28 protein-coding genes are annotated in these 20,070 nt (G+C 41.3%); 18 read left to right on the plus strand and 10 right to left on the minus strand.

Annotated features, from left to right (window positions below; translation table 11 throughout):
* Positions 1-246: WD40 repeat domain-containing protein (locus V7L12_RS13815; protein ID WP_335084825.1), on the plus strand; the 246-nt coding region annotated here is incomplete at its 5' end.
* A gap of 253 nt (positions 247-499) precedes the next feature.
* Here the strand turns inward: V7L12_RS13815 and V7L12_RS13820 are convergent.
* Positions 500-715 carry a DUF4351 domain-containing protein gene (locus tag V7L12_RS13820; protein WP_335084827.1) on the minus strand — a complete coding sequence of 72 codons (216 nt, stop codon included), beginning with the start codon at positions 713-715 and terminating at the stop codon, positions 500-502.
* Positions 716-722: 7 nt separating this feature from the next.
* Positions 723-1,526 carry an Rpn family recombination-promoting nuclease/putative transposase gene (locus V7L12_RS13825; RefSeq protein ID WP_335084829.1) on the minus strand — a complete coding sequence of 268 codons (804 nt, stop codon included), beginning with the start codon at positions 1,524-1,526 and terminating at the stop codon, positions 723-725.
* Positions 1,527-1,659: 133 nt separating this feature from the next.
* Between V7L12_RS13825 and V7L12_RS13830 the strand changes: the two genes are divergently transcribed.
* A complete protein-coding gene (locus tag V7L12_RS13830; protein WP_335084831.1) occupies positions 1,660-1,899 on the plus strand; it encodes a hypothetical protein in 240 nt (79 codons plus the stop codon).
* A gap of 71 nt (positions 1,900-1,970) precedes the next feature.
* On the opposite strand, the gene V7L12_RS13835 is transcribed toward V7L12_RS13830, so the two are convergent.
* Positions 1,971-2,843 carry an S-methyl-5'-thioadenosine phosphorylase gene (locus tag V7L12_RS13835; protein WP_335084833.1) on the minus strand — a complete coding sequence of 291 codons (873 nt, stop codon included), beginning with the start codon at positions 2,841-2,843 and terminating at the stop codon, positions 1,971-1,973.
* 398 nt (positions 2,844-3,241) lie between these two features.
* On the opposite strand from V7L12_RS13835, the gene V7L12_RS13840 reads away from it, so the two are divergent.
* The gene (locus V7L12_RS13840; protein WP_335084835.1) at positions 3,242-4,369 is read left to right on the plus strand and encodes a metallophosphoesterase family protein; all 1,128 of its coding nucleotides are present in this window, start codon (positions 3,242-3,244) and stop codon (positions 4,367-4,369) included.
* A gap of 46 nt (positions 4,370-4,415) precedes the next feature.
* Here the strand turns inward: V7L12_RS13840 and V7L12_RS13845 are convergent, their stop codons facing one another.
* Positions 4,416-5,648, minus strand: coding sequence for an FIST signal transduction protein (locus V7L12_RS13845; protein WP_335084837.1), 1,233 nt, complete (start codon positions 5,646-5,648; stop codon positions 4,416-4,418).
* Positions 5,649-6,021: 373 nt separating this feature from the next.
* Between V7L12_RS13845 and V7L12_RS13850 the strand changes: the two genes are divergently transcribed.
* The 13 genes from V7L12_RS13850 (at position 6,022) to V7L12_RS13910 (ending at position 13,690) form a co-directional block, all read left to right on the plus strand.
* Complete coding sequence (locus tag V7L12_RS13850; protein ID WP_069074399.1) at positions 6,022-6,267, plus strand: Calvin cycle protein CP12; 246 nt, start codon at positions 6,022-6,024, stop codon at positions 6,265-6,267.
* A 477-nt stretch (positions 6,268-6,744) separates the two neighbouring features.
* Positions 6,745-7,341, plus strand: coding sequence for a DUF3177 family protein (locus V7L12_RS13855; protein WP_335084839.1), 597 nt, complete (start codon positions 6,745-6,747; stop codon positions 7,339-7,341).
* Between the two features lie 36 nt (positions 7,342-7,377).
* Entirely contained in the window at positions 7,378-7,674 is a 297-nt protein-coding gene (locus V7L12_RS13860; RefSeq protein WP_335084841.1) for a DUF7734 family protein, read from the plus strand.
* A gap of 115 nt (positions 7,675-7,789) precedes the next feature.
* Positions 7,790-8,038, plus strand: coding sequence for a hypothetical protein (locus tag V7L12_RS13865; RefSeq protein ID WP_335084842.1), 249 nt, complete (start codon positions 7,790-7,792; stop codon positions 8,036-8,038).
* 7 nt (positions 8,039-8,045) lie between these two features.
* Complete coding sequence (locus V7L12_RS13870) at positions 8,046-8,324, plus strand: BrnT family toxin (RefSeq protein WP_335084844.1); 279 nt, start codon at positions 8,046-8,048, stop codon at positions 8,322-8,324.
* A complete protein-coding gene (locus tag V7L12_RS13875) occupies positions 8,305-8,547 on the plus strand; it encodes a hypothetical protein (protein ID WP_335084846.1) in 243 nt (80 codons plus the stop codon). The genes V7L12_RS13870 and V7L12_RS13875 overlap by 20 nt, the downstream gene beginning before the upstream one ends.
* 143 nt (positions 8,548-8,690) lie before the next feature.
* On the plus strand, positions 8,691-9,029 hold the full coding sequence (locus V7L12_RS13880; protein WP_335084848.1) for a DUF433 domain-containing protein: 339 nt from the start codon (positions 8,691-8,693) through the stop codon (positions 9,027-9,029).
* Positions 9,023-9,151, plus strand: coding sequence for a hypothetical protein (locus V7L12_RS13885; protein WP_335084849.1), 129 nt, complete (start codon positions 9,023-9,025; stop codon positions 9,149-9,151). Before V7L12_RS13880 ends, V7L12_RS13885 begins: the two co-directional genes overlap by 7 nt.
* Positions 9,148-9,339 (plus strand): hypothetical protein, encoded by a 192-nt coding sequence (locus V7L12_RS13890; protein WP_335084851.1) that lies wholly within the window; start codon positions 9,148-9,150, stop codon positions 9,337-9,339. Before V7L12_RS13885 ends, V7L12_RS13890 begins: the two co-directional genes overlap by 4 nt.
* A complete protein-coding gene (locus V7L12_RS13895; RefSeq protein WP_334851548.1) occupies positions 9,336-9,518 on the plus strand; it encodes a type II toxin-antitoxin system HicA family toxin in 183 nt (60 codons plus the stop codon). The genes V7L12_RS13890 and V7L12_RS13895 overlap by 4 nt, the downstream gene beginning before the upstream one ends.
* Positions 9,519-9,662: 144 nt before the next feature.
* Positions 9,663-10,775 carry a cobalt-precorrin-5B (C(1))-methyltransferase CbiD gene (gene cbiD, locus V7L12_RS13900; protein WP_335084853.1) on the plus strand — a complete coding sequence of 371 codons (1,113 nt, stop codon included), beginning with the start codon at positions 9,663-9,665 and terminating at the stop codon, positions 10,773-10,775.
* Positions 10,776-11,004: 229 nt separating this feature from the next.
* Positions 11,005-12,627, plus strand: a complete 1,623-nt coding sequence (gene guaA / locus V7L12_RS13905; RefSeq protein ID WP_335084854.1) for a glutamine-hydrolyzing GMP synthase — start codon at positions 11,005-11,007, stop codon at positions 12,625-12,627.
* A gap of 658 nt (positions 12,628-13,285) precedes the next feature.
* On the plus strand, positions 13,286-13,690 hold the full coding sequence (locus V7L12_RS13910) for a response regulator (RefSeq protein WP_335084855.1): 405 nt from the start codon (positions 13,286-13,288) through the stop codon (positions 13,688-13,690).
* A 272-nt stretch (positions 13,691-13,962) separates the two neighbouring features.
* On the opposite strand, the gene V7L12_RS13915 is transcribed toward V7L12_RS13910, so the two are convergent.
* On the minus strand, positions 13,963-14,868 hold the full coding sequence (locus tag V7L12_RS13915) for a cation diffusion facilitator family transporter (RefSeq protein WP_335084857.1): 906 nt from the start codon (positions 14,866-14,868) through the stop codon (positions 13,963-13,965).
* A 573-nt stretch (positions 14,869-15,441) separates the two neighbouring features.
* Positions 15,442-15,657 carry a hypothetical protein gene (locus V7L12_RS13920; protein WP_335084859.1) on the minus strand — a complete coding sequence of 72 codons (216 nt, stop codon included), beginning with the start codon at positions 15,655-15,657 and terminating at the stop codon, positions 15,442-15,444.
* 169 nt (positions 15,658-15,826) lie between these two features.
* Between V7L12_RS13920 and V7L12_RS13925 the strand changes: the two genes are divergently transcribed.
* Positions 15,827-16,180, plus strand: coding sequence for a hypothetical protein (locus V7L12_RS13925; RefSeq protein WP_194046709.1), 354 nt, complete (start codon positions 15,827-15,829; stop codon positions 16,178-16,180).
* A gap of 521 nt (positions 16,181-16,701) precedes the next feature.
* Here V7L12_RS13925 and V7L12_RS13930 read toward each other — a convergent pair.
* From V7L12_RS13930 to V7L12_RS13940, 3 genes are all read right to left on the minus strand, one after another.
* Positions 16,702-16,938 (minus strand): DUF4327 family protein, encoded by a 237-nt coding sequence (locus tag V7L12_RS13930; protein WP_012407481.1) that lies wholly within the window; start codon positions 16,936-16,938, stop codon positions 16,702-16,704.
* 843 nt (positions 16,939-17,781) lie between these two features.
* Positions 17,782-18,201: a 30S ribosome-binding factor RbfA gene (rbfA, locus tag V7L12_RS13935; protein ID WP_335084861.1), complete on the minus strand. Its 420-nt coding sequence runs from the start codon at positions 18,199-18,201 to the stop codon at positions 17,782-17,784.
* Positions 18,202-18,324: 123 nt separating this feature from the next.
* Positions 18,325-18,531, minus strand: a complete 207-nt coding sequence (locus V7L12_RS13940) for a DUF751 family protein (protein ID WP_292775618.1) — start codon at positions 18,529-18,531, stop codon at positions 18,325-18,327.
* Positions 18,532-18,696: 165 nt separating this feature from the next.
* On the opposite strand from V7L12_RS13940, the gene V7L12_RS13945 reads away from it, so the two are divergent.
* Positions 18,697-19,554 carry a DNA adenine methylase gene (locus V7L12_RS13945; protein WP_335084862.1) on the plus strand — a complete coding sequence of 286 codons (858 nt, stop codon included), beginning with the start codon at positions 18,697-18,699 and terminating at the stop codon, positions 19,552-19,554.
* On the opposite strand, the gene V7L12_RS13950 is transcribed toward V7L12_RS13945, so the two are convergent.
* On the minus strand, positions 19,526-20,002 hold the full coding sequence (locus V7L12_RS13950) for a PD-(D/E)XK nuclease superfamily protein (protein WP_335084864.1): 477 nt from the start codon (positions 20,000-20,002) through the stop codon (positions 19,526-19,528). The two genes, V7L12_RS13945 and V7L12_RS13950, sit on opposite strands and share 29 nt — an antisense overlap.
* Between the last annotated feature and the right edge of the window lie 68 nt (positions 20,003-20,070).

Consider the following 20,070-nt stretch of genomic DNA (forward strand, 5'->3'; position numbering starts at 1 on the left):
AATCGCAACGGGCAACTGTTACAAACTCTCCAAGGTCATAGCAGTTCTATTAATAGCGTGGCATTTAGCCCCGACGGTCAAACCATTGCCTCTGCCAGTTTAGACAACACGGTGAAGCTGTGGAATCTCAATTTGGATGATTTAATGGTTAAGGGTTGTGCTTGGGTGCGTGATTATTTGCAAAACAACCCCAATGTGAATGAAAGCGATAAGCATCTATGTGATGATATTGGCACACGCAGGTGAGAAACCTCTCCCTGCCTTGAACTTTAGTTCAAGTATGTCCCTCTCCGAGTCGGAGAGGGACGGTTTTGCGTAGTAAAACCAGGGAGAGGTCTTTTGATTGAGCTACGCAAAGAGATTTTAGTGATGAGCGATTAGCCAATCGCTCTTGCTGTAATCTGAGGAAGTGCGATCGCCTGTATAATTTCAGTTATGGTGTAATTTCAGAAAGTGCGATCGCTCATTAGAGCTTGTTTTACTTCCCAATTCTGCTGTATTAACCTTGAATTTGCGCTAACCAAGCTTCTAAATCGCTTAAACCCGAAAAATCAAGTAAAGCCTCTGCTAAATCATCCAACTGTGTTGAGTCTAAAGCTTGAATTTTCAATAACTGTGCAGGTGGAACAGTTCCGACCTTACGGCGAAGTTGTCGTATAACAATCGATAAAGCTTTTTCCTGCTGGATATCCTGATAAATTACAGACTCGCGCATAGCATCACTAACCTTGATTTTGCGCTAACCAAGCTTCTAAATCGGTTAAACCCGAAAAATCAAGTAAAGCCTCAGCTAAATCATTCAACTGTGTTGAGTCTAAAGCTTGAATTTTCAATAGCTGTGCAGGTGGAATAGTTCCGACTTGACGATGAAGTAGTCGCATAATAATCGATAAAGCTCCTTCCTGCAAAATATCCTGATAAATTACAGACTCGCGCATAGCATCACTCCGTAATAACCTTTTAATCAGTTCCTTGTTTAATACTAACCCAGCCAATATTGCCGTTGACGCAACAATATTACTTTGTATCCGGGTATCGTTTATTTGCTCAATGGCTTGTGCAACCTGTTGTAATGTTCGCGTTTTATCCTCAGTTTGACTGAGGGTTGCAAACGGTAACAAACCAGGTGTATTTAAAAATATCTCGTTTGGTTGCTCCCAAAGACGAATGACTCTAAATTCATGACGAGTATTTTCTAAAACAAAAGCTGTTTGTTGGACTAATTCGGATGTGGTGGGTTGCAGGTAAATGACAACTTGATGCATCCGCTTTCGGGGAAATCTGCGATACACCCTTAACCGATAATCAGTCATCCGAAAGGGAATTTCGGCTTTTGCTTCGGTTTGGAATTCGATATGCAGAACAATTTCATCTGACTGTAACAGAATTAACGCATCTGCTCGAATCGGTTCGAGGGATAATTCTGATGGACTGAGTTGGGTGAGTGTAATAGATTCGCCAAGTAACCAGGTGGCGAAATCGGCTGAAAATGACTCTGCTAAAAAACGACAGACGTTATCAAACATAGACAGGTATTATATCAGCGTGGTTTTGTCTGTCACAAAGAGATTTGAGTAAGGAGCGATGTCTACGACGGGTTACGCCTATGCCCTAACTCAAATAAAGCGATCGCCTGTATGATTTCATGATGATGGTGCGATGTCTACGACGGGCTACGCCTACGCACTATCATTTGCTAGACACAAGGAACAAGCAAAGCTTTATAACAAAAATCATGAGTTTGTCAATGAAAATCATGAGTTTGTCAATGAAAATCACGATTTTGTCAATGAAAATCACGATTTTGTCAATGAAAATCACGATTTTGTCAATGAAAATCACGATTTTGTCAATGAAAATCATGATTTTGGTGACGACAGCTTATATATTTACGTGTGATCGCTCTTGCTGTAATCTGAGAAAGTGACGCAGCTACGCCCATGATAGACATCACTCATTCATCTGCAATACTACAAATACTTCTGCAACAATAACCCTAACTTTTCCTTCGTCGCTGCTGGTGCTTTATCCAATTGAGTCAAAATCGCATGTTGCAACGCCGAATGTGCCTCACTCGGGGGTGGATTTTCACTCAAGCGCCGCACAGTTTCTTGAATCACCCTTTGAGCATTCACCGCATTCCGCAGCAAATTGCCAATTACGATCTCCACTGTCACAGTGTCATGGCCTGGATGCCAACAATCGTAATCTGTTACCAGTGCTAAAGTTGAGTATGCAATTTCCGCTTCCCTTGCCAACTTCGCCTCTGGTAAATTCGTCATCCCAATGATTGTTGCACCCCAACTGCGGTAAAGATTGGATTCTGCCTTAGTGGAAAAAGCTGGCCCTTCCATGCACACATAAGTACCGCCGCGATGGAGAGTAACTTCTGGTAAATTGAGAGATGCGATCGCATCTGCCAATACAGCAGCTAAGTTTTTACAAATTGGATCGCCAAAGGCAATGTGAGCAACAATTCCCTCACCAAAAAACGTTGAAATTCGATTTTTAGTTCTGTCAATAAACTGATCTGGTACCACCATATCCAGTGGTTTCGCCTCTTCCTTCAAGGAACCCACAGCACTAGCTGAAATTAAATACTTCACACCCAATTGCTTCATCGCATAGATATTAGCACGAAACGGTAACTCAGAGGGTAAAAGCGTGTGATTGCGGCCATGACGCGCTAAAAAAGCTACCCGTGTACCATCCAAAGTCCCCAGAATCAAAGCATCAGATGGTGAACCAAAAGGAGTCTCGACTCGCACTTCTTCGATATCTTTGAGCGCATCCATTTTGTAAAGACCGCTACCACCTATAATCCCAATACTAGCTTGAGCCATGATTCTGAACCTGTTCTTTACCGATCTGCTCAGTTATTTTATCGAAAAGGGGAGTAGCAGAAAACAAAGCGATGTCTACAATGAGATATGCGATCGCATTTCGTACCACTAACACTATTGAATTATTACCCATTAATTATTTGTTTAGGTGCAGATAGAAATCATCACCCAGTTATTCGAGCGTTAATTAATAATTTTTAGCAATCAAATTTCCAATAATTTTTGGAGATTAAATGCTTATGATTAACCCTTAAGTCAATTGTCACCACAATGTGTAATCAATGCTTAATGTATACAAATATTAAGTATACGCACTCCTACGCAGGGAAACAAAGCAAGCGTTATACTTTTGGGAAAAGGCTTATTTGAACCCCTGCTTTTAACAATTTCATAAATCAATGGCTCTCAATTTTCGCTTTGCCGTAGTCAGCGACTTACACCTGGCACTTCCTCACACAATCTGGGATCATCCCAGCCGGTTTCATCTGGTGGAAGTAAGTATCTCAGCATTTAAGAGTGTACTAGAACATTTAACACAACTCGATTTAGATTTCTTGTTATTGCCAGGAGATTTAACCCAGCACGGCGAACCAGAGAACCACGCCTGGTTGCAACAATGTTTAGCCCAGCTACCTTTTCCCGTTTATGTTGTTCCTGGTAATCATGACGTTCCTGTGCTGTTGGCTGATCAGCAATCAATTGCTTTTGCAGATTTTCCCTACTATTACACGAAGTTTGGCTATGAAGATCCACGGCAAATTTACTACATTCGTCAATTATTGCCTGGAGTTAAGCTGATTGGACTAAATTCTAACTCCTTTAATGACCAGGGAGAGCAAGTGGGGTGTTTGGATGCCAAACAGCTACGGTGGTTAGAAGAGGTGCTGGCGGCATCTGGTGATGACTTAGTTTTGGTGATGGTGCATCATAATGTAGTGGAACATTTGCCCAATCAATCGAACCATCCACTGGCAAATCGCTATATGTTGTCCAATTCAGCAGAACTATTGCAGCTGTTGAGGCACTACGGAGTCAAGCTAGTGTTTACGGGGCATTTGCACGTTCAGGATATTGCTTACTCAGATGGAGTATATGATATTACCACTGGTTCTTTAGTTAGCTATCCTCACCCTTACCGAGTGCTAGAGTTCCATCGGGATAACCAAGGTAAAGAATCGTTGCAAATTTTATCCCATCGGGTAGAGTCAGTGCCTGAGTTCCCCGACTTGCAACAGTCATCAAGGCAGTGGATGGGCGATCGCTCTTTCCCTTTCCTAATCAAGCTACTAACTCAGTCTCCATTAAACTTACCATTATCACAGGCAAAAAAATTAGCTCCTGGTTTGCGCGACTTCTGGGCAACCATTGCTGATGGGGATGCGGTGTTAGATTACCCTCATTTTCCCCCAGAAGTGCGGCGCTATATTCAGACATATAGTGCATCACAGCCCCATCCAGGCATCACCACTGCTGGAACTTTGACGCTGATTGATAATAACAGCACACTTGTGCTGAATAAGAGTTAAGAGTTACAGGGTGATTCAACACTCAGCACTCATCACTCAGCACTGATTACTGATTTTGGCGACAAATTCCAAATGCTGAGGTATAGGCGTGTAAAAAGGTTCTGCCACCAACAGGGCCGATTTCACCGCCACAGAAAAAGCCACCTATAGGAATATCGTGAAGATAGCGCTGAAATAGTTCAGAATCGAAGTTAGGTTTACCATAGAGTCCTTCACCTCGTCCCAGACAAGAAAACATCAAAGCAGCTACAGCTGAGGGTTCAGATTCTCGTTGATGTTGATAACTTTGGAGGAGTAATTCGAGGTCTTCAGCAGAGGCTTGGGCATCGCGGAGGTGGAATTGCAGCCTTTGACCGGGACGGACGCGATCGCCAATTGCGATCGCCCCAGCATTGGGATCGACTCCAAGAATACCACGAATTAAAAAGTCTCCTTGCTGCAAAGCCAGCTTAAATTCATCCATTGCTACACCAACAAACAGAGAGTGCTGTGCTAAAATTCGTTCTTGTTCGCTGAGACTGGCAATCAAATCTCGCAACACCACCAAAGGCACTTGCTCATCTAACTCTAGAATAATATTGCGATCGGCTTTTGTGACTTGCAATGGTTTGCCAATCGGTCGGCATCCTTGGGCGACAATCGTTTCTAAAACAATATTACCAGTCAAAGCTATACCAACAGTGCCCTCACGATACAAGTTTTGCTGTTCCTCACCGTTAGTATCGTTACAAAAAAGGGCAATACGACCACCCATACCTCCACCACTAGCCTGTCCCCCCACGATCGTCGATCCTGGATAAGCAAAATCTAGCCCCTGCAACAAATCGTTGATTCCAGAGGCGAAAGAACTAGACAGCAAGATGAACTGCGGTGTCGGTGATGGTGGCACACCGATCAAATCAAGCCAAGCATCTGGCGAACTGTCTAAGTCAGGTAATTCTTCAGCAACAACATGAAAAACTTGAATTTTCACTCCTGGAAGGTATGCTAAAGTCAAGCTAATAGCTGGTTCAGCTTCCAATTCTTGGGTTTCTCCGCTAACTGTCGTCCCAATTACACCACCACCACTACAGCCAATTAGCACAGGCACAGAAAGTTTTTCAGCTAACAAAGGTAACAGTCGGGAATACTCACTCGTAAAAGCAGACGAAATGAATACCAGTCCTAGATCCGCAGGTACTGTTAACGATGAAACAGCTCGTTCTACCACATCTGTAACAGCGGCTTCCAGAGAATGACGGGTTGATAGGGCATTTGCCCACTGCATTTGGTCTGCCATGAGTTTTGAGCTTCTTTCTCTTTTTAGGCTAATAGATTTTGACTTTTTATTTTGGGAAGAATTGCATCTTACAAGAATTGATGCCAGCCCTTTGTCTCCTCCATCCCAAGAAGCTGGGGTTGTCATTCCCTAATATAGGCATCTAAATATATTGTATGATTATTTATCTATGCTACTAATTCCACAAAATCTTAAAAAATAAAGGTAAATGCATTATAGATACGGTAGCTTGCTGTTTTGGTTATAAATCAATGGGCTAAAACACTAACTTATGATCGGCTAAATGGTTAGAATGGTTAGTAATCAAGCGAAAAACTGCCATTTCTGAACATTTTCTATACTAGTATTAACAACACACAACGAGACTAAAGCAATGACAAACATCCAAGAAACAGCAAAAGGCGACATCCAAGAGAAAATTCAAGAAGAAGTGGAACAAGCGCGTACTGTCTGTGATATTAACGGTAGCAACTCACCAGAGTGTGCTGCTGCTTGGGATGCAGTAGAAGAATTGCAAGCCGAAGCTTCGCACAAGCGCCAAAGCAAGCCAAAAAATTCTCTAGAACAGTATTGTGATGACAACCCAGATGCCATTGAATGCCGGGTTTACGACGACTAGAAATTGAGATACCTAGATTTTCTGTTGTTTGCTAACCAAACAACCAGGATTAGCTAAAGAAGACGCCCAGAGTGGGGGATGCGGAAACTCACCAATATCCTCCACTTGCAAGCGTTTTATTTAGAGCTACCGATTTTAATCGTAAAAAAAATAAACTCTTTATTTGAATCAATAGGCTTCTTCCAAAGAGATAAGTTGCGATTTTCATAAATTAAACAACAAATTACTTGGCAGTGGGGGCGTACATTTGTACGCCCCTATAAATTTTTTGTAATACTCGTGACTTCTAGTCATACGAGGTTCAATAAACTATTATCAAGAAGAATTCAGGATGAATTGGAGTCTGACTGACTCCTGAATAAAAAGGTTTAAAACCCCCTGCTTTATTTAGCAGTATCCAATCAGAAAGCGGTATAAAATACAACTTGATTTATTCGGACTCCTGACTTCTTTTTTATCTATTGTTTGAGAAAAAATATGGACTATAATATTTGGTTTCGACCTTTTGTTTGGATTGATTACCGACTGGCAGTATTATTCCTGGTAATTATTCCGCTAATTCTTCTGATTTGGGCATTTGTGCAAAAAGCGGAAGGCATACAACGCTTATTGGCTATATACTGGCGAGTATCAAGCCTGGTAGCAATCACGATTTACTTAATGATTGCCCAGTATCCAGTTAGCTTTATCTCTGGGTTGATAGCTCAGATTTTGATCCCGATTTCGTTGTGGTTCTGGGTGGATATCAACGACGAAATTGAGTATCAAACCAGTGGTTCTTTGAAATTTATTTTTACCTCTTGGCGCTGGGCGACAACTGTTTATTGTTTTTTGGGCACACTAGCCTTTATCCCTTTTTTGGGTTGTGCTTTTTCTGCCAATATGCTCAAGACTCCCTATTGTCGTGTCTGGTTCGAGGCTCCGTTACTATTCAAAGAATATTTTCATGCTAACAGCAAGGCTGAGTTCTTAGGTTTTCTTGGCATAACTAGTTTAGTAATTTATGTGCTTTACTTAAGCTATTTTGTTTTGATTAAGCTGGGCAAGCAGGGACGTTCAGCCACACCACAGTAACCGTCGCTGCACCACCTTACCCCTACTCTTAAAAAAATGAATTCCATTGGCAAGAGACTGGAACAATACACCGCTAAACGCCCCCAAGAAGTCCTAATTGTAACGGTGGTAATTGCCGATGAGCAAGATACAATTGCTATTTTCAAAGGCTTTTCCAGTTCTTTGATGCGCCCAACGGCATTTGATGCAGATGTACCAGTTCTACCAGATGGGGCAAACATCCTCAATATTGACCGAGTAGCCAGTCCTTACAATCCTGAAGCACCGCGTTATATTAAACAAGGAATTTCTTGGGAAGCTATGGAAGCTCTATTATTAGAAGTGGGAGTTTAACTAATTCGTAATTTTGCGGCACGGCTGACTTTGAGATTGTTGATGGAACGATGTCTACGACGGGCTGTGACGCTCGTTTTCCCTTGAAAGAAGACTCTCTAACGCTTCGCTATCAGTGATCACTCGTGTTCCAGAAATTCCTGATTTATCGCTACTTGATCTCTTCAAAGCTAGAACTTTTGATGACCTGTCACATCTTGATCCAAAAAAGCAAGAACTTCATCAGAAACTTTCGTCAACTAAACAGTTAGATGGCTTGTATAGATTTGAGTACTATGGTTTCTTGTTTGAAGTTGGGGAACTTATTGTTGAAATGGCAGACCTTTGCACAGGATTGCTTGGCTCTGTGAATAATCAGATATGATTTAGACATGGAGTTTGAGTGGGATGAGTCAAAAGCAACAGCTAACCTAACAAAGCACGGTGTCAGCTTTGAAGAGGCTAAGACCGTCTTTAATAATATGCTGGCAGTTATTTTTGATGATGAAGCTCACTCAGTAGGTGAGAAGCGAGAGATTATTATTGGACACTCCCGAAACAATCGCTTGCTATTAATTTCTTTCACCGAACGTTCTAATGCGATTCGCATTATCAGTGCCCGTTTAGTCACTCCAAGGGAGCGTGAAGATTATGAACAAAACGCCTTTTGAGGAGTCATACAATTCAGATGACGAGCTTTTAGCTGAGTACCACTTTGATTATAAAAAGGCGAAGCCCAACCGCTTTGCTACTCAAAGTAGAAAGCAACTGCTAAAAGTTGTGGTTTTAGATGAAGATGTAGCTCAAGTTTTTACAACACCAGAATCGGTCAATAAGGTGCTAAGGGCACTAATTAAGTCAATGCTACAAGTTACAGATGGCGACACAGCCTAACAAGCCCAACACGTTAAAACTTTAGGGTTAATCATACTGCCTGAATAGATGCTCGGCAGTTTTTATTTGTGTAGGCAGTCTAACTATGTGCTTTCAGCAGACTAAGGTTTGCTACTATCAAAGCAATGAATTGGAAGGCGTTCATGACACTATCGATTATGGCTGAAGCTGCTCCTTTAAAATCGAATGAGGATGGTGTAGTTCTCGTCGGTAAAACCCGCGTCACATTGGACACTGTGGTTGCTTTCTTTAAGCAAGGCACAACAGCAGAGGAAATTGTTCATCGCTATCCGTCGCTGAATTTGGCTGACGTTTACGCTACGATCGCCTTCTACCTCAATCATCAACCAGAAGTAGAAGCCTACTTGCAACAGCGACGGCAGCAATCACAAGAGATTCGGGCAATAAATCAAGCGAATTTTGACCCACAAGGCTTACGCGATCGCTTGCTTACCCGCAAAGCAGCACACGAAGCATGTTAAAACTACTTGCGGATGAAAATTTCGATAATACAGCACTCTGGACGACTGTGATAGGGCGGATCGCCCAGTTTGATAAGATGGTTGGCATAGTTAAAGAAGTTCCTAAGTCTTTCACCCTATGACAACCAAGAAATATGTTTACTGGCAAGATGAGGAGATGTGGCTTGGCTATCTAGAGGAGTATCCAGACTACTGGACTCAGGCAGAAACCGAAAACGAATTGAAGGAGAACTTAACTGATATTTACAAAGAATTAACCAGTGGGACAATCCCCAATATCCGAAGAGTGGCTGAACTTGAGGTATCGTGAAACGACGGGACTTGATAAAACGCCTTGAAGAAATCGGTTGTGTATTTATTCGTCATGGTGGCAAACATGACTGGTATCAGAACCCAAGAACGAAGGTATCTCAACCTGTTCCAAGGCATAGAGAAATTAAGGAACAGCTTGCCAAACACATCATCAAAATGCTTGGTGACGAAGGCTAACACGGCGTTGAAGCCGAACGCCGAGAGGTTATTTGCCGTACCTTGAAGGAAGTAAGCTACAGTTGAGGTCTAAATTGCCGTCTGAAACTGTCTTTTCTACCAGACGCTGCGAGAACAATTTTGAAGAATTCTTTTGACTAAAAAATGTCCCGTTCTGGATACACACTTCCCGTCTTTGCCTGTGCTGCTGCTGTTGCAGCTTTACATTGGTTACGCGATCGCCAACCCCTAAGCATAGCATCAGTAGATTTGATTGAACCCGCTCAAATCGCAGAAATCCCCATTGAACAGGTAGCAGGACTGTCTGAGAATACAGCTTTAGCGATCGCTCGCAGCGATCCTGGTGATAATCTTGACCTGACTAAAGATACACCGATTTGGGCGTTGGTGGAATGGCGAGAACAGGGTAAGGCTGTAATTATTAAAGGTGGGGAAGGAATTGGCAGACAGGTTAATGCTAATGACAAGCCAGCTATTTATGCTTATGCTCAAAGGCTGTTGCAAGAGAATTTGCAACGGATGCTAGCACCTGGGGAAAAAATTACGGTGACGATAATTTTACCCCAAGGGCGATCGCTTGCTGTTAGAACTTCAAATTCTGCTTTTGGTGTGGTTGAAGGACTTTCCCTTTTAGGCACAACCGGTATTTCTCAACCTTTGAGTACACCAGATCAGCTTGCAGTTTTTCGAGCGGAATTACAAAATAAAGCCAGTCGTTTTGAGAGTTTAGTATTTTGTATTGGGGAGAATGGCCTAGATTTGGCGCGTAAACTAGGGATTAATCCTGAGCAATTGGTCAAAACTGCTAACTGGCTTGGCCCAATGTTAGTAGAAGCTGATGTGCTGGGTGTAAAAGAAATTTTATTATTTGGCTATCACGGTAAGCTGATGAAACTGGCTGGAGGGATTTTTCACACCCATCACTACTTAGCTGATGGACGGCGGGAAATTTTAGCAGCCCACTGTGCGATCGCAGGTTTAAAATCACCAGATATCCAAGCTGTGTTTAACAGTGCAACTGCTGAAGCAGCACTAACACACTTAAAATCCCTAGATGCTGCAACTGGTAGTGATTGGGTAAATCAAGTTTACAGTGCGATCGCCGAAACTATCGATGTTCGTTCCCAAGAATACATCCAAAGTCATAGCGAAAGCGGCACAAGAGTAACAGTCTGTGGCTCTATTCTCTTTGATCGCGATCGCAAAATTATCGTGAAGAGTAAAACTGCTGGTCTGTTGATGGGAAAATTATGTTAATTTATTATGAATAATCGTAAACAATCCAAATAAATAATCCTTTAAGTAACCACTCTCGGGTAAGTTTATCGTTCTAATACCATCTCCGACTCCGGGACTAGACAAACGCACATAAGCTCGCGTTTGTAAAGGCTCTCTATACCATTATCAGCCTGTCAAGGCTGAATAATAGCATCACCATAGACCACAAAGCATCTATCTATCCTTAACAGATATAAACTCTCCCGTCATGAATACAGCGGTGACTCTACCAACAGAACAAGCGCCCCAAACATTGGAAAATTTTGGGAGACTTGATCGCCAATTGATTGTAATTCTGGATTTTGGCTCTCAATATTCTGAGTTGATTGCCCGTCGCATCCGCGAAACTCAAGTATACTCTGAAGTTTTATCCTATCGCACTACTCCTGAACATTTGCGCCAACTCAATCCCAAGGGAATCATCCTCTCAGGTGGCCCAAGTTCAGTTTATGGTGATAACGCTCCCCATTGTCACCCAGAAATCTGGAATTTGGGAATACCCGTTTTGGGTGTTTGCTATGGGATGCAGTTGATGGTGAACCAACTCGGTGGGGAAGTGGCAAAGGCTGATCGAGGTGAATACGGCAAAGCCTCATTATATATTGATGATCCCACAGATTTGCTTACTAATGTTGAAGATGGCACTACCATGTGGATGAGTCATGGAGACTCAGTTATTCAAATGCCATCAGGGTTTGAATTGCTGGCACATACAGAAAATACTCCCTGTGCTGCTATTGCTGACCACGAAAAGAAACTTTACGGCGTTCAGTTCCATCCAGAGGTGGTGCATTCTGTTGGTGGTATAGCATTAATCCGTAATTTTGTCTACCATATCTGCGATTGCGAACCCACTTGGACAACAGCGGCTTTTGTCGAAGAGGCAATTCGAGAAATTCGCGCCAGAGTTGGTGAAAAGCGGGTGCTGTTGGCGCTGTCTGGTGGAGTGGATTCTTCTACCCTGGCTTTCTTACTATACAAAGCAATTGGCGAGCAACTGACTTGCGTGTTTATCGATCAAGGCTTTATGCGAAAATATGAGCCAGAGCGATTAGTAAAGCTGTTTCAAGAGCAGTTTCACATTCCTGTTGAATATGTTAACGCCCGCGATCGCTTTTTGGCTAAAGTTGCTGGGATCACAGATCCTGAAGAAAAACGCCGCCGCATCGGACACGAATTTATCAGTGTATTTGAGGAAACATCCAAGCGCCTCGGTCACTTTGACTATCTAGCTCAAGGAACTCTTTATCCAGATGTGATTGAATCAGCGGACACCAATGTAGATCCCCAAACTGGTGAGCGGGTAGCGGTGAAAATTAAGAGTCATCACAATGTTGGCGGTTTGCCGAAAGACTTAAGATTTAAATTAGTGGAACCTCTGCGGAAACTATTTAAAGATGAAGTCCGCAAACTTGGGCGTTCCATTGGTTTACCAGAAGAAATTGTTCAACGGCAACCTTTTCCTGGGCCTGGTTTAGCAATTCGTATTCTGGGGGAAGTTACATCTGAGCGGTTAAATATTTTGCGCGATGCCGATTTGATTGTGCGGCAAGAAATTAACCAACGCGGTATGTATCATGATTTCTGGCAAGCATTTGCTGTATTGCTGCCAATTCGTAGTGTTGGCGTTATGGGGGATCAACGTACTTACGCTTACCCCATTGTTTTGCGGATTGTTACCAGTGAAGATGGCATGACTGCTGATTGGGCGAGAGTGCCTTATGATGTCCTGGAAGTGATTTCTACTCGAATTGTGAATGAGGTAAAAGGGGTGAATCGGGTGGTTTATGACATCACCTCTAAGCCACCTGGAACCATTGAATGGGAGTAATCAAGTTTTGATTGGACTTAACTAAAAGCTCATTACTTTTCGCTATGGTTCGGATTACTTGCAGGAGTTTAGATTCACATACAGCAGTTTGCAAGTTAATAGTCAGGTGTATTACTTCTGACTCCTAATTCCTGATTGGATCTGGAGCGTCTTCGTCTCCGTTTCAATAAGCTTGAGTTAAAGGTTATTGGTGTAGATAATTGCTCTTTCAAGACGCGATCAAGCACGTCTCTACATCTAGGTTTTGAACTTATCTGAACTGTATTGATTTAAAAATGACAATGCCGACCTGACTCGTTTTAAGACTCGGCATTGTCTATTTTTTTGGCTTTTTTCAAGCAAGCTCCATCAAAATCCAAACCTGTTAGTAATAAAGCAGTCAGTAGTTAGCAAGATTATTTTTTAACTTAAACTATTCGTTAAAGTTAATTTTTTAATGTAACAGAATTTAAACACTAACATAATTTTATCCAGTCAATAATTATAAATGCCAGTGAATAATTAAGCATCAATTGGATGGTGAGTAGACAAATTAAGTTATTTTCTAGGAAAATCGGCGCGATCGCAGTAAAATTACCAATGGTATGGTGACAGAGAAAAAAACAAGCAGCTCAAAATTAGAAATACATTTCATTCGATCAACATTAATGGAGATGTTATGGAACCTGCTCTTCCCCTTGCTGGCTTAAACATCCTCGTAGTTGATGATGATGATGATAGCCGCTTTTACATTACTACTGTGTTGGAGGCTGATGGAGCCACCATTATGGCAGTTGAATCGGCAGCGGTAGCATTGAAAGTATTACCTGAGTTGCAACCAGATGTCTTGATTTGTGATATTGCTATGCCTGATGAAGATGGCTACACCCTTATCCGCAAGATCCGGGCACTAAAGCCTGATATTTATGGAAAACTTCCCGCGATCGCCTTAACTGCTTATGGTGATAGCGAGTATCGTAGCCGCGCTCTGGAAGCGGGTTTTCAGACTCATGTGGCTAAACCTGTTGATCCCGGAGAACTAGTTGCGATCGTCGCAGATTTGGTTGCTTCTTATAAGAATTGACACAAAGATGCAGTTATTTGTCAGTAGTTATTTGTTATTTTCGTCATCTTTTCTTATCGTATTTTTTAAACGAAGAAATCAAGGTTATAGAACATCACTTTTGGTAAGATATTGGTTTGCGAAAAAAATGTCGGGAATAATACAATATGCTTGGGTTCAGGCTAGATCCCCCCTAATCCTCTTTTTTAATAAGTGAATTAGAGCAAGTCTTTTTCATTCTCCAAAAGGGGCTGTTTTACACTTAAACAGGGCGTGATTTAGAATTGCTGAGACTACTTTGCTCCAGTTTCAAAACTAATTTGCTCAGACTTATATGCTGGTGGCTCGACGTGAATTAAAATTCTCACTGGACGAAATCGTTCTTCTAATCGGCTTTCTACTTCTTCGGTGATGTGGTGGGCGGTTTCTACATCTGCTGCATCTACTATTAAATGCATTTCAATGAACACTTGACGACCAAGAACGCCGCGAGAAGCGATCGCATGACAGTTAATTACACCTGGAACAGAAGTGGCGATCGCGTATATTGCTTCTGGTGCGATCGCCATTTGATCCACAAGCCAAGGCAAATTCTCTTTTAAAACTGACCAGCCACTCCAAAATACCAACAAGGCGACAGGAAAAGCTAACACCAAATCCATCCATTGATAACCTAGCCAAACTCCTATCAAGCCACCAATTACAGAGATTGTTACCCAAATATCGCTCATGGTATGTGTCGCATCAGCTATAAGAATTGAGCTACCTACCCGCTTACCCACAGCACGTTCATAAAAGGTCACAAAAATATTCACACCCAGCACAATTAGTAATAACCACAACTCAGGTGGCGATATTTTTATCGGTTCACCACCACCTTTGAGAATTCGTTCGATTGCTCCTTGCAGAATTTCAAAACAGGCTATTCCTAAAAACGAGGCTATTCCTAGAGCGCCCACAGCTTCAAACTTGCTGTGTCCGTAGGGATGCTCGCGATCGGGTTGTGGAGAAGAAAATTTACTCGCAACTAATCCTAAAACGTTGTTGGCGCTATCTGTCACACTATGCAAGGCATCAGCTAGCAAACTCAAAGAACCTGTCCAGTAGCCCACAAGTGCTTTCAATCCCATTACAAATAGGTTGAGCAATAGGGTAATAATTAAAACCTTTCTTACTTCAGCGCGGTTATCGTAAGTCATAGATAATTTATCACATCAAATTCTATGACTTCTAATGTAGACCTCAAAATCCAAATAAACACAAATAAAGTGTATCAAAGTCTTACGTAGTAAGAGCTAAGTCTCTCTATAACCTCTATGTTTTAGATCGATTTATTGAGATTCTTTTTAACTAACAACAGCTACAAGTTGGATAGACATTAGTAATGGCTTTATAAATAACCGCGTATATTTAGCATTAATTTCAGTAATATTTTAATTAACTTTGTTATTAATACATCAACTGAGGTCATATCAAATTGTATTCAAAGATATTATGACGATCATTAGGGGTCTGTATTTACTCTAAATAACCGATCGGCTTAATGAGTGTTATTTACTATCTGATAAGGATAAGGAAGCTCATGGTTTATTTAGAAAATTGTCCAAATTGGAGGAGCAAAATCTGATGCCATTTCACGAAATGCTTGATACAAATGATTTGTCTCTAACTCTTTCCCCCTGCTCCCTGCTGCCTATTTGTATCAACCTTAAAGTGAAATGGTATGACTCTTTCCACCTCAGATGTCCATGCGACACCAAATAGGTGCTATCCTACTGCGGCCAAGCTTGCAATGCTGTCTCCACAACCCGCAGGAGTTCCGTTCGGGTGGCTCCGGTTGCCGCCAGAACTGATATTCCACAATTGACCGTCACAACAAAGCGGGCGAGAGCGGCTGGATCGGAATTAGCTGGTAAGTCACCCTCCGAAATCGCCTGCTCGAAACGCTTATGTAAAGAGGCTTCACTTGATGCTCGGCGTGCGGACAATTCCTGTCGGTAATTTACCCAGGACAAAATACTTGTCTTGACAGACTAACGAATTACGCGCAGCTGTACTAGTGGTCTTTGAAGAAGACATCGGGAACTATCAGAGTGGGATTCAGACCCCTTCTTCCGGTAATATAATTACTTATCAAGAAGTTTTAATAAAAAAAATATGTCTTCAATTCCTCTAACATTGAACTTAATTGAAGGTTCAGTCTCCTTCAGTTTTTCACCCCAAGCAGCACGAGAATTAAAGACAGCGACGGATCAACTGATGGAACGCCTAAAAGCGATCGCTGCTAAACCCACTCCTGGCGGTGGTAGAGTTACTCCCCAGCCTCCCCTGGAATACCGTTATACGGGTGAAGTATTTTTAGAAGTTTTTTGTAATCCGAATATCTGGCCAACGCCCTTCGCAGCCAAAGTTTTGCTGACTGTCCGCAACGTCAACATCCGCCTGACTACTGAAGCTGAACTTACTCGCATCATTGAAGACATTAATCAGTATTTAGAGCAAGTAGGATAATAGTTCATCCGATTTTTCTCTGCTTTTCGAGATTTTTTCCGAAAAAATACTATACAAATTTTGGATTTTATAAAGGTTAAGCCAGTTGCTGGCGGAGGTTCCCTTTGTTGTCGCAACTGGTGTCGGTTAGCCCGACTTAGCAAACTTTTCCAGATGGATTTTGGCTTTGAACAGCAAGCAGGTTATCACTTACTTGAGAGAAGCGATGCAATAAATTGCGAGTCAAAAGTGAAGTTCCTGCACTTCTATCAGATCAATGTAGGAACTTCACTGAATCTACATACTAAACTCAAGCCGTAACACCAGATGTACATAACAAATGGTTTTGATGCCTTCTTTAACTTGAAAAGTTGTATAAATTCAGACTCAAATGCTTCTGTATTAATCAAAAACGCAAGATTCTGTATAGGGCAATCATCAAAAACCAGAGATTATTCCCCAGATTGAGCGTTGAATCGTTGATGGTGACATCTACACATCAAAAACAAACTCCCAATCCCAAACCCGACATCAAACATTGATTAGTCGTTGTCCCACTGTTCACGACCAATTAGGTCGCCAATGCGATCGCGTAACAAAAAGTCACATTTCTCTAATTCACATTCAACGCAAACCCACTCTCTCGCTGGAATGTATTGGCAGAGGGTATATATTGGCTGTTGTCGGCTAATCATTCCCTTTTGCACCAGTCGGCGGGCTTCGTCTTGAATCAGATCTAGAGAGTAGTAATTGATAGAAGGCACCGTATTCACACTCATGTTTTTTACTCACAAATAAACACTTACGATAGTGTTCCCGTTAATAATTAGGAACAAACATTACAGAAATTAGACTTGTGGCTAAGATTTTGTAGTTTGCTATACGGAACTATTTTTATTTTGACGTTACATCTCCGAAAAATATCTCAAGAAATGTTAAGAAAGTCAACGAATCCTGACATTTTGGGAAAATCCGCTTTACAAAAAAAATTCCGAGTAGTTAACTTAACCTGCTTATATAGCTGTATGACTTGGATGCCACAAGTCTGAAAGTCTTGCCATTACTGTCTTTAGGCAAGATTTGGTGGGTGGGGAGAGTTTATATCGCGATTGCTTACATATCAAATAATCACCTTAAAAGCTGGATCTATAACTGCTGGTATTCATCTAAGGTAAACAACACAATAATATTTGTCAGTTACTAGGGTATAAACTGTTGCAAAACATAACGGCTAAAGTATACTACGAAGGCTTCAACCATAGCATCTGTTAACAATTTCTTAAGTAAGCTCGTAATTTATTAGTTAATTTCAGCACTAACATCATCCAGTTTTCTTTTGAAAAACATCTGTAAAAGGGTGGAGTAATAATAGTTCGGAATCACGACACACATAAACAGGAGTCAGAATTCAGAATTCAGAATTAGTGAATATTCCACCCATAAAGGAATGGAGTTTTAGCAAGGAAGAATGTTTAAACCTTGTTTCGCCCACAAGAAGAGAAGGGTCTTGCTGAATGAGGTTATGTTTACATTAAAACAGACGCGATCTAGTCACGTCTGTAAACTGTTTGGCGGATTTGCTGAGATTAATTGTTCTGAAGTTACATTGTTGTTTTAGTTACTTATTCGGAGAATTCCTGATCGTTTTGACCAGTGCTGTCTTCTACTGCTACCAGATTTTCTGGCGGGCGATCGTGGTTAAGTTGGTTTAGTAATGCTAATACCTTATTACCGCGTTCTATGGAGCGATCTTCGAGAAATATTACTTCTGGTGTACGACGTAGCCGTACCCGCGCCCCAAGTTCGCTGCGGACATAACCTGTGGCCGACTTTAAGCCTGCCATTGTTTCTACCTTAGCTTCATCTGTACCATAGATGCTGACGTAGATTTTGGCGTGTTGGAGATCGCCGGAAACATCAACATCAGTAACACTGACCATTCCAGTACCCACACGGTCATCCTTAATGCCGTTAAGCAGCATTTGGCTAACTTCCCGTTTGATCAGTTCAGCAACGCGGGAAACCCGACGATTTGTAGCCATAAAAATTTCGCCTCATCACAGAGGTTGTACGACAAAAATAGATGCAAGTTGGGTAGACAGTACTTAGCGGGAGCAACGCCAAGAGCAACCGTCTGTGGGGCACAGCCCCGATATAACGCTAGTCTAGATTGCACTCAAGCCCAGCATTGCCCGTAGGGTGAAAGTCAGGAAGACTAGGCTGCTCACAAATAAACCCAAGATAGCGATCAAGGTGATAGGGCGTTTCAACAATGGCACTAATGGCGCAAAGGTGTTCAGAAACAAGCCTAAGACGATCGTAATTAAGTATCGGGGGTAGCGAAAGACGTTATCCCAAAATCCGTCAAACATCTGAATCTAAACTGCCTTGTTATATACTTACGTTTGTTTTGATATGCTTTATCTACTCAATTGTAATATATGCGGCTGGAAAATTAGCCAGTTAATCTAAAATTTGGTTCGTCGGTTATATTGGCTTTATTTAGTCATAATTATTTTCAGTTAAATTGTAAGTAAATGGTAATTCAAGTCTCAAAGGAAACTAGCCCGCGTCCATTTTTGAAGTGGGCAGGGGGTAAAAGTCGGTTAATACAGCAATATATTCCTTATTTTCCCAAGAGTTATAAAAATTACTATGAGCCATTTTTAGGTGGTGGTGCTGTTTTTTTCTATCTCCAACCAAGTGCAGCCATTTTAACTGATATTAATGCCGAATTAATTAACACTTATTGTTGTGTTAGAAATCGTCTCGAAGAATTAATTTATCTATTAAAAGAGCATAAAAGCCGACATAGTAAAGATTATTACTATAGCGTCAGAAATAACTCTAGTGGTACTGATATAGAAAAAGCTGCTCGTCTAATTTATCTTAATAAGACTTGTTTTAATGGTCTTTATCGAGTCAACTCACAGGGGAAATTTAATGTACCTTTAGGCAAATATAATAATCCCAATATTTGTGCTGAGGTTTTATTAAAAACAGCCTCCGAAGCACTTTCCCATGCAGAAATTAAACAAGCAGATTTTACAGAAGTCTTAAATCATGCGACTAGCAGTGATGACTTTGTATTTTTTGATCCGCCCTACCATCCGATCAGTGACACTAGCTATTTCACTGCTTATAGTCAAAATTGTTTTAGTAAAAAAGACCAAGAACTTTTAAGAGATGCTTGTGCAGAGTTAGCAAGTCGTGGTGTCAAAGTTATGGTATGCAATTCTGATAGTGAATTTATTAAAAAAATTTATACTGATATCAATTTTGAAACCTATAAAATTAAAGCGGCGCGTTCAATTAACTCGAACATAAAAAATAGAGGCATGATTGACGAACTATTAATTACATCTTTTAAAGATTTTTATTTGCCCAAGCAATGAATCTGTCTAAGCTATAAACTGCTAATAAATTCTGGTTATCATTAACTCTTGCTTTCAGCCATTTGCTTGCGCCTTCTCGCATACCTTCACCGCCTAAAATTACGATAGTTGGTGCAGGGTAATAGTGCTGAATGTTCATGTTCAAGTAAGGAAACTTTTCATCAACGGAACCGGGGCTTTCTTGCCATTTGCACTCGAAAATTAAACCAGATGGCATTGCAGGTGAGCCAACAACATAAAAATCAACTTTCAAATAAGTATGATATATTCCGGTTCCAATATAAACTTCTTTGCCATAACGTTTTGGCAATAAAGTAGCATTTAATATAAATTCTTTTTGGACATAGTTCCCTACTTGAAAATAATTATGCCCATGCAAGATTGCTTCTACATTTGCTTCTAAAATATTCCCAGACTTATTTGCCCGTCCGCCTTGAGTCAGAGCCATCTTCAATCCCTCTGCCAAAAGTCCTGCTTATTATAGGATTTCACAGAAGCAGTAAAAAAGGTTCAGTT

The organism is Nostoc sp., assembly GCF_036918245.1.
Taxonomy (GTDB): domain Bacteria; phylum Cyanobacteriota; class Cyanobacteriia; order Cyanobacteriales; family Nostocaceae; genus Nostoc.

What these genes read in the sequence shown, in the direction of transcription:
- cbiD (WP_335084853.1), top strand. Translation starts at nt 9,663, where the DNA reads ATGTCCCGTTCTGGATACACACTTCCCGTCTTTGCCTGTGCTGCTGCT.
- V7L12_RS13890 (WP_335084851.1), top strand. Translation starts at nt 9,148, where the DNA reads ATGACAACCAAGAAATATGTTTACTGGCAAGATGAGGAGATGTGGCTT.
- V7L12_RS13915 (WP_335084857.1), bottom strand. Translation starts at nt 14,868, where the DNA reads ATGACTTACGATAACCGCGCTGAAGTAAGAAAGGTTTTAATTATTACC.
- V7L12_RS13925 (WP_194046709.1), top strand. Translation starts at nt 15,827, where the DNA reads ATGTCTTCAATTCCTCTAACATTGAACTTAATTGAAGGTTCAGTCTCC.
- V7L12_RS13940 (WP_292775618.1), bottom strand. Translation starts at nt 18,531, where the DNA reads ATGTTTGACGGATTTTGGGATAACGTCTTTCGCTACCCCCGATACTTA.
- V7L12_RS13860 (WP_335084841.1), top strand. Translation starts at nt 7,378, where the DNA reads ATGAATTCCATTGGCAAGAGACTGGAACAATACACCGCTAAACGCCCC.
- V7L12_RS13830 (WP_335084831.1), top strand. Translation starts at nt 1,660, where the DNA reads ATGTCTACGACGGGCTACGCCTACGCACTATCATTTGCTAGACACAAG.
- V7L12_RS13950 (WP_335084864.1), bottom strand. Translation starts at nt 20,002, where the DNA reads ATGGCTCTGACTCAAGGCGGACGGGCAAATAAGTCTGGGAATATTTTA.
- V7L12_RS13820 (WP_335084827.1), bottom strand. Translation starts at nt 715, where the DNA reads ATGCGCGAGTCTGTAATTTATCAGGATATCCAGCAGGAAAAAGCTTTA.
- V7L12_RS13885 (WP_335084849.1), top strand. Translation starts at nt 9,023, where the DNA reads ATGTTAAAACTACTTGCGGATGAAAATTTCGATAATACAGCACTCTGG.
- guaA (WP_335084854.1), top strand. Translation starts at nt 11,005, where the DNA reads ATGAATACAGCGGTGACTCTACCAACAGAACAAGCGCCCCAAACATTG.
- V7L12_RS13840 (WP_335084835.1), top strand. Translation starts at nt 3,242, where the DNA reads ATGGCTCTCAATTTTCGCTTTGCCGTAGTCAGCGACTTACACCTGGCA.
- rbfA (WP_335084861.1), bottom strand. Translation starts at nt 18,201, where the DNA reads ATGGCTACAAATCGTCGGGTTTCCCGCGTTGCTGAACTGATCAAACGG.
- V7L12_RS13855 (WP_335084839.1), top strand. Translation starts at nt 6,745, where the DNA reads ATGGACTATAATATTTGGTTTCGACCTTTTGTTTGGATTGATTACCGA.
- V7L12_RS13870 (WP_335084844.1), top strand. Translation starts at nt 8,046, where the DNA reads ATGGAGTTTGAGTGGGATGAGTCAAAAGCAACAGCTAACCTAACAAAG.
- V7L12_RS13835 (WP_335084833.1), bottom strand. Translation starts at nt 2,843, where the DNA reads ATGGCTCAAGCTAGTATTGGGATTATAGGTGGTAGCGGTCTTTACAAA.
- V7L12_RS13910 (WP_335084855.1), top strand. Translation starts at nt 13,286, where the DNA reads ATGGAACCTGCTCTTCCCCTTGCTGGCTTAAACATCCTCGTAGTTGAT.
- V7L12_RS13850 (WP_069074399.1), top strand. Translation starts at nt 6,022, where the DNA reads ATGACAAACATCCAAGAAACAGCAAAAGGCGACATCCAAGAGAAAATT.
- V7L12_RS13875 (WP_335084846.1), top strand. Translation starts at nt 8,305, where the DNA reads ATGAACAAAACGCCTTTTGAGGAGTCATACAATTCAGATGACGAGCTT.
- V7L12_RS13930 (WP_012407481.1), bottom strand. Translation starts at nt 16,938, where the DNA reads ATGAGTGTGAATACGGTGCCTTCTATCAATTACTACTCTCTAGATCTG.
- V7L12_RS13880 (WP_335084848.1), top strand. Translation starts at nt 8,691, where the DNA reads ATGACACTATCGATTATGGCTGAAGCTGCTCCTTTAAAATCGAATGAG.
- V7L12_RS13845 (WP_335084837.1), bottom strand. Translation starts at nt 5,648, where the DNA reads ATGGCAGACCAAATGCAGTGGGCAAATGCCCTATCAACCCGTCATTCT.
- V7L12_RS13825 (WP_335084829.1), bottom strand. Translation starts at nt 1,526, where the DNA reads ATGTTTGATAACGTCTGTCGTTTTTTAGCAGAGTCATTTTCAGCCGAT.
- V7L12_RS13945 (WP_335084862.1), top strand. Translation starts at nt 18,697, where the DNA reads ATGGTAATTCAAGTCTCAAAGGAAACTAGCCCGCGTCCATTTTTGAAG.